We start from the raw sequence: 13,539 nt of genomic DNA, 5'->3' as shown, positions 1-13,539 counted from the left end.
GCTGCGCAATTGCCAACCCATGGCGTTAGCCGCTAGCCGCAGCGGCTACCATTGGCGCCGCCAGTCATGAACAAGGTCGCACAGCGCCCTGCCGGCGATATGACCATGCCAGTGATCGACGATTGCTGGAACCGCATCGGCGTGCGCGGCGACGGTTCCTGCAAAAAACTGGCGCAGCATATCGACTGCCGCAACTGTCCGGTGCATGCGCGCGCCGCAGCCGAGCTGCTGGATCGCTTGCAGGTGGATCAGATGACGGATGGCTGGAGCGAGCATGCCGAGCCGGCGCAAGAACAAAGGACCGACCTCAGTTCCTGGCTGCTGTTCCGCATCGGCGAAGAGTGGCTGGCGCTGCCCACCGCATTGCTGGAGGAAATCACGGAATTGCGCGGCATTCATGGCTTGCCCCATCGTAAAAATGCCGTCGTGCTCGGCATTACCAATATCCGCGGCGCCCTGGTGACCTGCGTCTCGCTGGCAGCCATGCTCGGCATCGTCGCCGACGGCACGGCAGCGGCACGCCAGGAACTGCTGCGGCGCATGCTGATCGTCAGGCGCAATGGCCAGACCACCGCCTTCACTGCCGACGAAGTGCATGGCACCTTGCGCGTCGCCGTCTCCGAGCAGCAACCGGTGCCGACCACGCTGACCCGTGCCGCCGGCCATTTCACCTACGCCGTGATCCAATGGAACGGCCATAGCGTCGGCCTGCTGGACCAGGAACTGCTGTTCCACACGCTGGATCGGAGCCTGGCATGAACGCCGACGACATGCGCGACGCCTCGATGCTGGACCTGTTCCGGCTGGAGGTAGACACCCAGGCACAAGTGATGAGCAGTGGCCTGCTGGCGATCGAGCGCAGCGCCTCGCCGCAGGAGCTGGAGGCCTGCATGAGGGCGGCCCACTCGATCAAGGGCGCGGCGCGGATTGTCGGCATCCAGGCCGGCGTCGACGTCACCCACGTGATGGAAGACTGTTTCGTTTCAGCGCAACAAGGCAAGATCCAGCTCGGCCCGCGCCGTATCGACCAGTTGCTGCGCGGCGTCGATCTGCTGCAACGGATTGCCGTGAGCGCGGAAGACCTGCAGTTGTGGCAAGCCGGCGACGGCCGCAAGGAAATCGACGCCTTTCTGCAAGGCTTGCAAAACAGCCTGCTGCAAGCCGACGACAGCGTCCGCGCAACACCAAGCGCGCCGCCGGCCACCGTCAACGAATTGCCGCTTGCCGGCGAATTGCAGCAGCAGGACAAGAGCGAAAGCGCCGACCGCATGCTGCGGGTCACCGCCGCCCACCTGAACCAGCTGGTCAGCCTGTCCGGCGAATCGCTGGTGGAATCGCGCTGGCTGCCAGCCTTCAACGAATCCTTGCTGCGCCTCAAGCGCCTGCAGCAAGGCGCGGCGCAAGCGCTGGAAGCATTGCATGACACGCTGCGTGAAAACGACCTGGCTGCCGCCCAATTCACGGCCTTGCAAAATTCCCGGCAGCAGGTCGACGCCTGCCAAAAAATGCTGGCGGAGCGGCTGGCCGAACTGGAGTCCTTTGAACGCCGTAACAGCAGCCGCGCGCAACGGCTGTACGACCAGGCGCTGGCCTGCCGCATGCGGCCGTTCGCTGATCGCGTGGCCGGCTACGACCGCATGGTGCGCGACCTCGGGCGCAGCCTCGGCAAGCAGGTCAGGCTGGAAATCAGCGGCGAGACCACCCAGGTCGACCGCGATATCCTGGAGCAGCTGGATGCGCCGCTGGTGCATTTGCTGCGCAATGCGCTCGATCACGGCATCGAGCCGGCCTCGCAGCGGCGTGCTGCCGGCAAGGCCGAAGAAGGCGTGATCAGCCTGACCGCGCGCCACCATGCCGGCCTGCTGCAGATCACCGTCAGCGACGACGGCAGCGGCATCGATCTTGAACGGCTGCGCGCCAGCATTGTGGCGCGCAGCCTGGTCGACAACGCCACCTCAGCACGCCTGAGCGACGCCGAATTGCTGCACTTCCTGCTGCTGCCCGGCTTCAGCATGCGCGACACGGTCACCGAAATCTCGGGACGCGGGGTTGGCCTGGATGTGGTGCACAACATGCTCAAGCGCATGCGCGGCAGCATCCAGATTTTCAGCGAAAGCGGCCGCGGCATGCGTTTCCAGCTGCAGCTGCCGCTGACCTTGTCACTGGTGCGCAGCCTGCTGGTCAGCATCGGCGGCGAACCTTATGCCTTCCCGCTGGCCTATGTGAACCGCACCATGGTGCTGGACAAGGCACAGATCGAATTGCTCGAAGGCCGCCAGCATTTCAGCTTTGAAGAAAGGCAGATCGGCCTGATTGCCGCCAGCCAGATCCTGCAAACCGGCGACAGCGCAGCCGGCGATGACGGCATCGCGCTGGTGGTGATCGGCGACATGAGCCAGACTTACGGCCTGCAGGTTGACCGCTTGCTGGGAGAGCACATGCTGGTGGTGCAGCCGCTGGACACGCGGCTGGGCAAGATCAAGGATGTCGCGGCGGCAGCGCTGATGGAAGACGGCACGCCGGTATTGATACTGGATGTCGAGGACATGCTGCATTCGGTCGACAAGCTGATCGCCCACGGCCAGCTCGACAAAATCCACGACGGCGGCAGCCAGCAGCAGCTGCAGACCAGCAAGCGGGTGCTGGTGGTCGATGACTCGCTCACCGTGCGCGAACTGGAGCGCAAGCTGCTCAGCAGCCGCGGCTATACGGTGAGGATCGCGGTGGACGGCATGGATGGCTGGAACGCCTTGCGCAGCGAACCGTTCGACCTGGTGATCACCGATATCGACATGCCGCGCATGGACGGCATCGAATTGGTAACATTGATCAAGAGCAACCTGCAGCTGAAAGCGATTCCGGTGATGATCGTTTCCTACAAGGACCGCCAGGAAGATCGCCAGCGCGGACTGGAAGCCGGCGCCGACTACTATCTGGCCAAGGCCAGCTTCCATGACGAGACCTTGCTGGAGGCGGTCGAAGACCTGATCGGCGAGGCCCATGGCTCCTAGTTTTCGGTACTGAGCGCCTATTTTTCTCCAAAGAACCTGATGAACGCGTGTATATTTTCAGTCATTCAATGTTACCTGTTGAGTAGCAAGCCTTACCGGCGCGATGGCACACGTTTTTAGCAAAGGAATCCTGGATAATGAAAATAGGTATCGTCAACGATGCCCCGATTGCGGTGGAAGCGCTGCGCCGCACGCTGGCGCTGCGCCAGGACCACGAAATCATCTGGATCGCGGAGGACGGCAGGCGCGCCATCGAGTTGTGCGCCTGGCAAGTGCCGGACCTGATCCTGATGGACCTGATGATGCCGGTGCTCGATGGCGTAGGCGCCACCCGCCACATCATGGCCCATACGCCGTGCGCGATCCTGGTGGTTACCGGCGACGTCGGCGCCAATGTCTCGGCGGTGTACGACGCCATGGCCTACGGCGCGCTGGATGCGATCGACACCCCGAGCACCTTGGCCGGCCATCCGCGCAACGGCGTCAATTCCCTGCTGGCCAAGATCGATTCGATCGAAAAACTGATCAACCAGCGCCAGGCCGCACCCGAGACTGCAGCGGCCCCGGAGACATCGGCGCCAGCCCCGGCCAGGTCTGCCGTTGCGCCGCGCAAGCCGTCGCCGCTGGCGCCGAATTCCAAGTATCTGGTCGCCATCGGCGCCTCCGCCGGCGGCCCGGCGGCGCTGGCAACCCTGCTGTCGCAGCTACCGGCGGATTTTCCGGCGGCGCTGGTGGTGGTGCAGCACGTCGACGCCCAGTTCGCGGCCGGCATGGCCGACTGGCTAGGCAGCCAGTCAAAACTACCGGTGCGGCTGGCGCTGGCGGGAGACAGCCCTATCCCCGGCACCGTATTATTGGCCGGCACCGACGACCATTTGCGCCTGACCCGGCCATTTCAGCTGGGTTACACCGAACAGCCGAGCGGCTATCCGTACCGGCCTTCGATCGATGTGTTTTTCCAGAGCGTGGTAGAGGCCTGGGCCGGCAAGGCGATCGGCATCCTGCTGACCGGCATGGGCCGGGATGGCGCACTGGGCTTGAAAGCCATGCGCGACAAGGGTTACTACACGATCGCCCAGGATCGCGATTCGAGCGCAGTATATGGCATGCCGAAGGCGGCGGCGCAGCTGAATGCAGCCGACGCCATCCTGCCGGTCAACAGAATTGCAGATAAGCTGGTCAGTCTCATCAACAAGCAATAGCGGCAAGCAATGACAGCAAACAATAGCAACACTGAGTTCAGATACGGAGCAAGTCATGTATAACGAATTAAATCTCGACACCGACCAGCCGCCAGACGACTATCCGGTGATGGTGCTGCTGGTGGATGACCAAGCCATGGTGGGCGAAGCCGTGCGGCGTGCATTGGCCAACCAGATCAACATCGACTTCCATTATTGCGCCCATCCCGACGAAGCCATCGAAGCCGCGCAAAGAACCCGGCCCACGGTGATCCTGCAGGACCTGGTGATGCCCGGCATCGACGGCCTGACCCTGGTGCGCCAGTATCGCGCCAATGCGGCCACCCGCAACGTGCCTATCATTGTGCTCTCGACCCGCGAAGACCCAGCGGTCAAGAGCGCGGCGTTCACCGCCGGCGCCAACGACTATCTGGTAAAACTGCCCGACACCATCGAACTGGTGGCGCGCATCCGCTATCACTCGCGCTCCTATGTCAATCTGCTGCAACGCGACGAAGCCTACCGCGCGCTGCGGCAGAGCCAGCAGCAGCTGCTGGAAACCAATCTGGAACTGCAGCGCCTGACCAATTCCGACGGCCTCACCGGGCTCGCCAACCGCCGCTATTTCGACGAATATTTCGGCGCCGAATGGAAGCGCGCCGAACGCGAGCAAAGCCCGTTGTCGCTGCTGATGATCGACGTTGACGATTTCAAGCTGTACAACGATACCTACGGCCACCTGGCAGGCGACACCGCGCTCAAGCAGGTAGCGGAAAGCATAGGCACTTTCGCCAGGCGGCCGACCGACCTGGCGGCGCGCATCGGCGGCGAAGAATTTGTGCTGGTGCTGCCGTCCATGTCGCGCGAGAACATGGAGGCTCAGGCCGACAAACTGCAGGCGGCGGTGCACGCGCTGGGCATTGCGCACGCCACCTCCAACAACGACGCCCGTGTCACCATCAGCATCGGCGGCGCCAGCATCGTGCCGCAACGCGGCAGTTCGCAGGAAAAGCTGGTGGAAGCCGCCGACCAGGCTCTGTACCGCGCCAAGCGCGGCGGCAAGAACCGGGTCGAGATCGCCCAGGAGTAAATCCGGCAAGAGCGGGCAGCCTGGATCGGCAACCCAGGCTGCGCTGCCTCAGGCGGTCCGTGTCCGTCCTGCCGGCGCCGCCTGGCGTGCAGCCAGCATGCGTGCACGGCGCTTGCGGGCCCAGATGATCACGCCGGTCACGCTCAGTATTGCCACCGCAGCGCCCATCAGGGAAATCAGGATGCGGCCGGCGAGGCCAAGGATGCGTCCTGAATGCAAGGGAAACTGCGCTTGCATGAAGATGTCGCCGGCGCTGCCGCTGCCGGGAATCTTTGCACCGGCCGCATGGCCGTCGCCGGCGTCGTAATACAGCCAGCTGTTGCCTAGGCCGGCGTCGCCGTGGTCGTTGCCGGCCTCAAAAAAGCCGACGCCGTACAAACCGAAGGCCGCAGAATAAAACACGCCGCCGACCGGCACGCTCCAGCCGCGGCGCTGGCCGTCCTCGCGCGCCAGCTGCGCCACCCGTTCACGGCTGATTCCTGGTTCTGTCTTGGCCGCCAGGACGGGTGCGACCGGCTTGCGGCTGTCGAACGGATCCGGCGTCAGCGTCGAGAAGGTTTGCACGATGGGCCGCATCACCGGGTTATAGAGATTCATGGAAACCGAGGTCACCGCCAATACCAGCAGCAACACCCAAAGCCAGACGCCGCCGGAACGGTGCAGGTCGAAATTCAGCTTGTGGCCGCCCTGGCGCCAGCGGAAGGCGAACGACTTGCGCCAGCTGCGCCAGTTCGGAAACGACAGCCACAGGGCGATGAAACAGTCCAGCGCCCAGACGATGCCGATGATGCCCATCAGCCAGGTTCCCAGCTCAATGCCGCCGACCTGGGGCAGATGCATGGTGTAGTGCAGCTTGTACAGGAACGGCAGCAGGTTCTCGCGCTGGAGCGAGATGGCGCCCCACATGCGCCGGCCCTGAATTTCAGCCGTGACCGGATCGACCGCTACCTGGTTGAAACCGAGGTCGTAAGGCTGTCCGCTAGCCGGATTGATGCGCCCTTCCACCATCATGCTGCTGGTATGCCCCGGTTCGCTCTCGGTCATCACATAAGTGACGCGCAGGCGCGGATCCTGGGCTTCCACCCGGTTCGCCAGTTCCAGACCAGGCAGGGGCCGGCCCGGCGCAGGCTGGTCGGCGCTGCGGGCATGGAACAGCTGCGGATTGAGCCAGGCATCCAGCTCGTGGTCCCAGGAAATGACGGCGCCGGTGGCGCCGGCAATGAACAGGAACACCGCGGCCGCCAGGCCGAACCAGCGGTGCAGCAGCACCAGGAGAGGACGCAGAACCATGATGTACTCTTAGTATTTCCAGTTGAACGCCAGGCTGCCGTTGATCGGCGCGCCGTAATAGCCTTGGGTGGCGTACAGGCTCTGGATGTACTTCTTGTTGGCGACGTTGTTGAGGTTGGCGATAACGCTCAGCTGCTTGCTGATATCGTAGCGCGCCATCAGGTTAAGCAAGGCATAGCCTTGCTGCACCGTGGTGACGTCCGGCGTCTGCATGCGGCTGGTCTTGCCCTGCCAGTTGACGCTGGCGCCGACGCGCAGCTTTTCGACTTGCGGAACCTGGTAAGTCAGCGCCACGCGCAGCAATTTTTTCGGCACGTAATTCCTCGCCGAATTGCCATCCGCATCCTTGATCGTCATCACCGTATAACCGAAGCTGCCCTGCAAGCCTTGCGCCAGCTCGCCGGAGAGATCCAGCTCCAGCCCTTCCGAATGCGCCTGGATGCCGCGGTAGTAGGCCTTGTTGCCGATATAGCCGGCCTGCTCTGCCGCATTGCTTTGCTCCACCCGGAACAGTGCTGCCGATGCATTCAGCTTCTTGTTGAAGAATTCGCTTTTCAAGCCCAACTCATAACTCTTGCCTTGCAGCGGCTTCAATGTCGCGCCGCTGCTGTCAGTCTGGTATTGCGGATTGAAAATCTCGGTATAGCTGGCGTAGGCGGATACATTCTTGCCGAGGTCATACACCAGCCCCGCATACGGCGTGGCCTTGCTAGCGCTGGTCTGGCGGCTGACGCCGTAAGCGCGGCCGGTGGTGTCTGAGCTGGCGTAGTTGGCGCCCAGCAGCAGCTTGAGATCATCGGCCAGGTTCAGGCGCGTGGCGCCGTACACAGTCTTGCGCTTGTCGGTGTAGCTGCTGCCGTCAATCGAAGCATCGAAGGCCGGCTCCGGATAATTGCCGTCAAACGCCCCGCCAGCTGTCAGCGGTGTGCCGACTCCCTGGCCATAATGGGATATGTCGTCGAGCGTCGCCCGCGACCAGCTGGCGCCGACGGTGAGGTCGTGCCGGCGGCCGCCCAGCAGGTACTTGCCGCTAAGGTAGCTGTCGATCACGGTTTGCCGGTTGTCGGAGTCGTACAGCGACGGATAGCTGAACAGGCCGGCGCCGCTGCTGCGGTCCGGCGTGCCGTAGACATAGAACAATTTGCCGTCGGTAGTCAGCTTGTTATGGCTGAGCGTGGTCTTCCATTGCCAGTCGTTGCCGAAATGATGATCCAGTTCGATGAACGCGCGCTGCTCTTCGGAGTTCCAGCGCGACCAGCTGGCCGCGGTGCTGGTGTTCCTGCCATAGTCGGTCGGCGAGCCGTCGCTGTAGTACAGCGGCAAGGCGCCCCATATTGCTCCCTTGCCGTCATTCTTTTGATAGCTGTAACCCACGGTCAGCAAGGTGTCGTTGCTGAGGTTTGCTTCAATCACGCCGTAAAAAATATCCTTGCTCGGCCGGTAGCGGTCCAGGTAGGAATTACCATCCTCATGCGCCGCCACCACCCGCGCTGCCACTGTGCCGGCGCTGTTGAGGGCGCCGGAAACGTCGGCGTCGATGCGGCGCGTGTTCCAGGAACCGTAGCTGATGCCGGTAGATGCCTGGAAATCGTAGGTCGGACGCTTGCGCACGAAATTGACCGTGGCGGAGGGATTGCCGGTAGAAGAAGTCAGGCCATTGGCGCCGCGCACGATTTCCACGCGATCATAGATGGTGGTATCCAGGTCGCCGTTCTGCAGACCGAAGGTGAGCGGGATGCCGACGCCGTCGTACTGGAAATTGGTGATGTCGAAGCCGCGCGCAGTGAAATAGGTGCGGTTGGTTTCCACCTTTTCGACGGTGACGCCGGTAGTGCCGGCCAGCACCTGGTCGACGCTGTCGAGCTTGAAATCGTCCATCCTGGCGCGCGTGACCACCGACACCGACTGTGGCGTTTCGCGCAACGACATGTCCATCTTGGTCGCGGAGCTGCTCTTGCGCACGGTATAGCTGCCGGTTTTCTCGCTCGGTTTTTGCTGGTCGCCGCCGGCCGTCACCACGACCTCCGGCAATGCCGCATCGTTGGCGGCCGCGGCAAGCTGCTGCGCCTGCGCCAGCCGCGGCGCTGCCGCCGACAGCGTCATGGCAACCGCCAGGCTCATGGCGCGCAAAGCCGGCCGGCAGAGCGGAGTGCGTAGAAAGGCGGACGCAGGCGCGCGCATCATGTTGGTTGTCAAGCTGTATTCCCCGAGACTATTTATGGTTAAGAACTATTTATGTATGTTTTTTGGCAAGCAGTGTTATCAAAAGCCGTCAGAACGCGCCCGCGCCCGCAAGGCGCCGCAGCAGCTGCAAGCAGCAGCATCAGGCATGACGCCTTCCGGAGCAAAAGGAGATATTTGGCGGGAAGTAAAGGCTTCCAGAAAACAGAATAGTAATGCGAATGATTACTATTATCAATAAATTTTTAAAGAACATGATCTCGAAAGCATGACCAAGGCTCGGCAAAAAAATGCGCACTAAATTGTGCGCATCCGTTCAGACCTTCAAGAAAGCCAGCCGCCGCTGCTAACCATGCGCATGTTCATGCGACTCATCATGCTGTCCTGCCGGCGCACTGTAGTTGCAGCCGTCCTCCGTATGGGCGCACGGCAGCGTCTCGAACTGCAAAGTGGTGTGATACACCGCAAATTGCGAGGCCAGGATTTCCTTGAGTGCCGGCAGCAACTGCTGTTCCGCTGAATAGGCCGCATCGTAGACTACGTGCGCGGTCAGGCTGGCCTTGCCGCTGGTGACGGCCCACAGGTGGAAATCATGCACGCTCACCACGCCCGGCACGGCGCGCATCGCCGCCTGCACCTGTTCTATGTCCATGCCCTCCGGCACCCCTTCCAGCAGGATATTGACGCTTTCCTTCAACAGCACCCAGGTGCGCGGCAGCACCCAGACACCGATCAGGACTGCGATCGCTGAATCCACCCAGGTCCAGCCGGTATAACGGATCAGCAAGGCGCCGGCGATGACGCCGACCGAACCCAGCATGTCGCTCCAGACTTCCAGATAAGCGCCTTTGACGTTGAGGCTGGCGTCCTTGCCGCTGCTGAGCAGGCGCATGCTGATCAGGTTGACGATCAGGCCGATGGTAGCGATGACCAGCATGCCGGTGGACTGGATCTCGGCCGGGCTGCGAAAGCGCTGGTAGGCCTCGTACAGGATGTATAGCGCCACCAGGAACAGCAGCACCGCATTGAAAGCCGCCGCCAGGATTTCGAAACGGTGATAGCCAAAGGTGCGGCGCGCATCGGCCGCCCTTTTGGCGATGCGGATCGCCGCCAGCGCAATCGCCAGCGCCATGGTGTCGGTCAGCATATGGGCGGCATCGGATATCAGCGCCAGGCTGCCGGTGACCAGGCCGCCGATCACCTCGACCACCAGGAAGGTGGAGGTCAGGCCGAGCGCAATCCAGATATATCTTTCATTGCCGCCGCTGGGTAAAGCATGTGTATGGCCTGCGCTCATGGGTACCGTCCTTGAAAGTTGGCATTGATGTAATGTACAGCCTTATTGCGGCGTACCACAATTGGCGCAGAATTTCGCCCCGGCTGTTTTCGCAGCACCGCAGCCGCCGCAGTTTTTCAGCGGCAGCGGCTTGCCGCATTGCTGGCAAAAACGCGCGCCGGACGGATTGCCTGAGTTGCAGCCGCCGCAGTTATTTTGATCTGCCGGGACATTTCCCCAGTCGTTCTGCCGGCTGCCGCCATGCGACTGCGAAGCGCCATGATGCTTGTTGCGCTGCAGGTGCGGGGTGTTGCCGCCGCCGTGGTTGCCGCCACCGTGATGTCCCATGCCCAGCAAATTCTTGAGAAAACTCATTTGATACTCCTTCGCATCGAGGTACTGCATTGAGGTGCTGCATTGATATGGCTCTATTAAAAACCCTGTAGTTACTTTAGGGTCAAGCAGATACATAAAATATTTCACAGCGCCAAAAGCGGACTAAACTAATAGTTGCTTCTTCCCAAAACAAAACCAAGGAAAAAAAATGACCAAGCTGCTAAAAACCCTAAGGCTGTCGTTGTTCGCTTCTATCACTCTGGCTTTGTTGCTGGGAGCGTGTTCGAGCATGTCGATGGATCAAAGCCACACCAGCGAAGTGACCCTGGATGGCGGGCACGAAGTACCGCCAACCAATTCGGCGGCGAGCGGCAGCGGCACCATCAAGATCGCAGCGGATAAATCTGTCAGCGGCACCGTCAACACCCGCGGCATACAAGGAAAGATGGCGCATATCCACGAGGGTGCGCTGGGCAAGAACGGCCCCGTGCTGGTGCCCTTGACCAAGGTCGGCGACGACACCTGGGAAGTCCCGGCCGGCGCCAAGTTCACCGACGCCCAGTACGCCAGCTACATGGCTGGCAACCTGTACATCAACGTCCACAGCGCCACCAATCCCGGCGGCGAGATCCGCGGCCAGCTGCTGCCTTGATCCTGGCGCCGGAGCGCACTGCCTGCCACGCGCTTGCTGCCGGCGCCACATGGCAGCAAGCGCAGTTCCATTAATTCTTTGAACCAAGCTATGCATCCAACCGTCAGGATTTTTGCTGTATTCCTGTTTGCCATCGCCCTGCTCAGCGCCGCCTTGTACGCAATCGACCGCCCGCACCCGCCGGTTGACGGCAAGCCCCCTGCCGCCAGTCGGTCCAGCGCAAGCGGGACCGCCGACACCGTCGCGCAGGCAGCCGCTCCGGCAGCACCAGCGGCAGCAGCGGCAACCCTTGCCGCCAGCGCTCCATTGCCGTTGATCGCCGCCGCGCCGCCGGCGGAAGCTGGCAACACTATCGCCAAATGCAATGTCGACGGCAAGATCATCTATACCGACAAAGGCTGCCCTCAAGGCAGCAAGGCCAAGCCGCTGCAGATAACCGATAACGCGGTGATTCCCGGCTACGACCGGGCCACGGTTGAAAAGACTTTCCGCCAGCCGCCGCCGGCACTGGCGCAGGCTGCGCCGGCGGGCGGCGTGATCGAACCCGTCACCTCTATCAGCAACGAACCGACCGTCGACTGCCCTGCCCTGGGACGGCGCCTCGACTGGCTGAACGGCATGCTCCATCGCCGCCAGCTGTACTACGTGCACGATCGCATGCGGCGTGAACGCGACGACCTGCAAACCAGGATGTTCTGGGCGCATTGTTAACGGCGCCTAAGCCACTTGTCATGTGTGCTGGAAGTGATGCACTATTCCAGCCTATGAATCGAACCGGACAATATCAATGCTGCATGGTGATGGCAGGCGGCGGCTTTCGCTTTGGCTACTACCTGGGCATGTACGCAGCAGCAGTAGAAACCAACAACAAGCCGGATATTCTGCTGGCCAGCTGCGGCGGCGCCATCGCGGCCGCTGTCATCCAAGCCCTGCCTGACGACGCCCAACGCAAGGCATGGATCAGTTCGCCGGCGATGTATCAGTTCCTGTGCGGCTTGCGAACCACGCCCAAGGCTGCAATCGGACGCGCATTCATCCATGCCGCAAAACGCCGCCTGGATAGCAGGCGAGCACCCGTGATCCCGGACCTGTTCAACGATTATTTTTTCGACATACCGCCCGAATTACCCTTGCCCAAACAGCAGTCCGAAAATTCCGTCGCGGTCGCCATCGTCGGCGGCAAGATACTGTTTTCAAAGAATCAGGTCGGGCAGCCCAGAAGCAAGCGAAAATTGTTTTCAGAGGTGGTATTCGGCGAGCCGCGCACCGCGGCGCTGCTGCAGGGCATGGATTCGCCTTTAAGCAATCCGATGTGGGGCGAAAACGCCATTGCCCGGGAGTTGCTCACCGACGTTGCCATGCCGATTGGCGATGCAGTGCGCATATCCATTTCCGACATGTTTTACTTCCCCTGCCACGCGCATAAAACCGGACACTATACGGGCGGCGTGGTAGATCTGTTCCCTATCGAACTGGCGCAACGCCTGGGGCAGCGCGTGATCATGGAATTAAAAGCGCCATTCAACCAGGCGCTCGCCATCCCGGCCTGGCGCGCCGTACTGGGTGTCGATGGCAATCACAGGTTGCGTCACATGCATGATCAATACGCCGACGCCTGGATCGATGCTTCCGATGTCGACAGCCGGTTCGATAAGCGCGGCATGCAAATGAAGATATCCTGGACCAAGAACCGTTTCAGCCTGCTGATGCCGGCCCGCTACGAAACTTATCTGGAAGACGTTGAGGCCCAGTGGCAGTATGGTTATCAGCGCGGCATGGAAGCTTTTGCAAATCCATCAGCCAACTACCAGCAGCATATGCGCCATGCCACCAGGCACAACAAGGGACGCCCTGCCCTGTGACGCCAATGCTCGTCCAGCAATCAATGAATTAGTTAGCGAACAGCCCCGCCACCGCCATGCGGCGCGGCAAGCCGTCAAAATCAGCCCGCACCAGCACGGCCGAACGGGCTTCGATATAGCCCCGCATGCCCGGCTCGGCCAGCCGCGGCTGCAGCTGGCGCAATGAAGCAATCAGCTGCGGCGTCAGGCGGTCCAGCAGCGGCCGCACATCGCGTCCGAGGTCGGGCGCATCGCTGAACTTGCCGGCGCCCTGCCGCCGCCATTGCGCGTGCAAGCCGAGCTGCAAGGCCTTGCTGGCGTCGAACTGGGCCTGGAAGAACCTTCGCACGAAAACCGCATCCAAGCCACTGGCTTGCGCTGTCACGGCATCCAGGATCAGTTGCTCGCGTGGCGGGTCGTTGATGGCGCCGCCGGAATTCCATTTAGCCTTGGCAACCATGGGAGCGGCATCCAGGCGCTGGTCGATCAGCCGCAGCAGGTGATCGGCGGCCGCGGCATCCGCTGGATTCGGCGCCGGCGGCAGGCTTTGACAGGCCGCCAGCAGCAACAGGAATGACAGGCAGGCAAGGAATTTGCCGTGAAACTTCCAAATAATGACTCTCATATTTCCTTATTCAACGCTCAAAAACATAATATTCACATAACATCCGTGCACATCAA

At 61.7% G+C, this 13,539-nt stretch carries 13 protein-coding genes; 8 read left to right on the top strand and 5 right to left on the bottom strand.

Annotation, left to right across the window (positions count from 1 at the left end; genetic code table 11):
* Positions 1–66: 66 nt before the first annotated feature.
* The 4 genes from BCF11_RS22995 to BCF11_RS22980 all read left to right on the top strand — a co-directional run bounded on the left by BCF11_RS22995 (position 67) and on the right by BCF11_RS22980 (position 5,282).
* Entirely contained in the window at positions 67–759 is a 693-nt protein-coding gene (locus BCF11_RS22995; RefSeq protein WP_098496797.1) for a chemotaxis protein CheW, read from the top strand.
* Positions 756–3,011, top strand: coding sequence for a hybrid sensor histidine kinase/response regulator (locus tag BCF11_RS22990; RefSeq protein ID WP_098496796.1), 2,256 nt, complete (start codon positions 756–758; stop codon positions 3,009–3,011). The genes BCF11_RS22995 and BCF11_RS22990 overlap by 4 nt, the downstream gene beginning before the upstream one ends.
* A 137-nt stretch (positions 3,012–3,148) precedes the next feature.
* Positions 3,149–4,213, top strand: coding sequence for a chemotaxis response regulator protein-glutamate methylesterase (locus tag BCF11_RS22985; RefSeq protein WP_098496795.1), 1,065 nt, complete (start codon positions 3,149–3,151; stop codon positions 4,211–4,213).
* A 55-nt stretch (positions 4,214–4,268) separates the two neighbouring features.
* Complete coding sequence (locus BCF11_RS22980; RefSeq protein WP_098496794.1) at positions 4,269–5,282, top strand: diguanylate cyclase domain-containing protein; 1,014 nt, start codon at positions 4,269–4,271, stop codon at positions 5,280–5,282.
* A 48-nt stretch (positions 5,283–5,330) separates the two neighbouring features.
* Here the strand turns inward: BCF11_RS22980 and BCF11_RS22975 are convergent, their stop codons facing one another.
* Entirely contained in the window at positions 5,331–6,566 is a 1,236-nt protein-coding gene (locus BCF11_RS22975) for a PepSY domain-containing protein (protein ID WP_098497659.1), read from the bottom strand.
* 15 nt (positions 6,567–6,581) lie between these two features.
* Positions 6,582–8,768, bottom strand: a complete 2,187-nt coding sequence (locus BCF11_RS22970) for a TonB-dependent siderophore receptor (RefSeq protein WP_233212608.1) — start codon at positions 8,766–8,768, stop codon at positions 6,582–6,584.
* Here BCF11_RS22970 and BCF11_RS27760 point away from each other — a divergent pair.
* A complete protein-coding gene (locus BCF11_RS27760) occupies positions 8,755–8,994 on the top strand; it encodes a hypothetical protein (protein ID WP_143751424.1) in 240 nt (79 codons plus the stop codon). The genes BCF11_RS22970 and BCF11_RS27760 overlap by 14 nt on opposite strands.
* Before the next feature lie 105 nt (positions 8,995–9,099).
* Here BCF11_RS27760 and BCF11_RS22965 read toward each other — a convergent pair whose 3' ends face one another.
* A complete protein-coding gene (locus BCF11_RS22965) occupies positions 9,100–10,050 on the bottom strand; it encodes a cation diffusion facilitator family transporter (RefSeq protein ID WP_098496792.1) in 951 nt (316 codons plus the stop codon).
* A gap of 42 nt (positions 10,051–10,092) precedes the next feature.
* Positions 10,093–10,500: a zinc ribbon domain-containing protein gene (locus tag BCF11_RS22960; protein WP_233212607.1), complete on the bottom strand. Its 408-nt coding sequence runs from the start codon at positions 10,498–10,500 to the stop codon at positions 10,093–10,095.
* A 73-nt stretch (positions 10,501–10,573) separates the two neighbouring features.
* On the opposite strand from BCF11_RS22960, the gene BCF11_RS22955 reads away from it, so the two are divergent.
* The 3 genes from BCF11_RS22955 to BCF11_RS22945 all read left to right on the top strand — a co-directional run bounded on the left by BCF11_RS22955 (position 10,574) and on the right by BCF11_RS22945 (position 12,879).
* Positions 10,574–11,017, top strand: coding sequence for a CHRD domain-containing protein (locus BCF11_RS22955; protein WP_098496790.1), 444 nt, complete (start codon positions 10,574–10,576; stop codon positions 11,015–11,017).
* Positions 11,018–11,107: 90 nt separating this feature from the next.
* Complete coding sequence (locus BCF11_RS22950; RefSeq protein ID WP_143751422.1) at positions 11,108–11,728, top strand: hypothetical protein; 621 nt, start codon at positions 11,108–11,110, stop codon at positions 11,726–11,728.
* A 53-nt stretch (positions 11,729–11,781) separates the two neighbouring features.
* Positions 11,782–12,879, top strand: a complete 1,098-nt coding sequence (locus BCF11_RS22945; RefSeq protein ID WP_233212606.1) for a patatin-like phospholipase family protein — start codon at positions 11,782–11,784, stop codon at positions 12,877–12,879.
* A 28-nt stretch (positions 12,880–12,907) separates the two neighbouring features.
* Here the strand turns inward: BCF11_RS22945 and aroQ are convergent, their stop codons facing one another.
* Positions 12,908–13,483 carry a gamma subclass chorismate mutase AroQ gene (aroQ, locus tag BCF11_RS22940; protein WP_098496787.1) on the bottom strand — a complete coding sequence of 192 codons (576 nt, stop codon included), beginning with the start codon at positions 13,481–13,483 and terminating at the stop codon, positions 12,908–12,910.
* Positions 13,484–13,539 lie beyond the last annotated feature (56 nt).

The sequence above is a fragment of the Collimonas sp. PA-H2 genome (assembly GCF_002564105.1).
Taxonomy (GTDB): domain Bacteria; phylum Pseudomonadota; class Gammaproteobacteria; order Burkholderiales; family Burkholderiaceae_D; genus Collimonas.
Note: the sequence above shows the minus strand (reverse complement) of the source record. Positions and strands in the feature narration are given on the sequence as shown.

What these genes read in the sequence shown, in the direction of transcription:
- BCF11_RS22995 (WP_098496797.1), top strand. Translation starts at nt 67, where the DNA reads ATGAACAAGGTCGCACAGCGCCCTGCCGGCGATATGACCATGCCAGTG.
- BCF11_RS22990 (WP_098496796.1), top strand. Translation starts at nt 756, where the DNA reads ATGAACGCCGACGACATGCGCGACGCCTCGATGCTGGACCTGTTCCGG.
- BCF11_RS22985 (WP_098496795.1), top strand. Translation starts at nt 3,149, where the DNA reads ATGAAAATAGGTATCGTCAACGATGCCCCGATTGCGGTGGAAGCGCTG.
- BCF11_RS22980 (WP_098496794.1), top strand. Translation starts at nt 4,269, where the DNA reads ATGTATAACGAATTAAATCTCGACACCGACCAGCCGCCAGACGACTAT.
- BCF11_RS27760 (WP_143751424.1), top strand. Translation starts at nt 8,755, where the DNA reads ATGTTGGTTGTCAAGCTGTATTCCCCGAGACTATTTATGGTTAAGAAC.
- BCF11_RS22965 (WP_098496792.1), bottom strand. Translation starts at nt 10,050, where the DNA reads ATGAGCGCAGGCCATACACATGCTTTACCCAGCGGCGGCAATGAAAGA.
- BCF11_RS22960 (WP_233212607.1), bottom strand. Translation starts at nt 10,500, where the DNA reads ATGTATCTGCTTGACCCTAAAGTAACTACAGGGTTTTTAATAGAGCCA.
- BCF11_RS22955 (WP_098496790.1), top strand. Translation starts at nt 10,574, where the DNA reads ATGACCAAGCTGCTAAAAACCCTAAGGCTGTCGTTGTTCGCTTCTATC.
- BCF11_RS22950 (WP_143751422.1), top strand. Translation starts at nt 11,108, where the DNA reads ATGCATCCAACCGTCAGGATTTTTGCTGTATTCCTGTTTGCCATCGCC.
- BCF11_RS22945 (WP_233212606.1), top strand. Translation starts at nt 11,782, where the DNA reads ATGAATCGAACCGGACAATATCAATGCTGCATGGTGATGGCAGGCGGC.
- aroQ (WP_098496787.1), bottom strand. Translation starts at nt 13,483, where the DNA reads ATGAGAGTCATTATTTGGAAGTTTCACGGCAAATTCCTTGCCTGCCTG.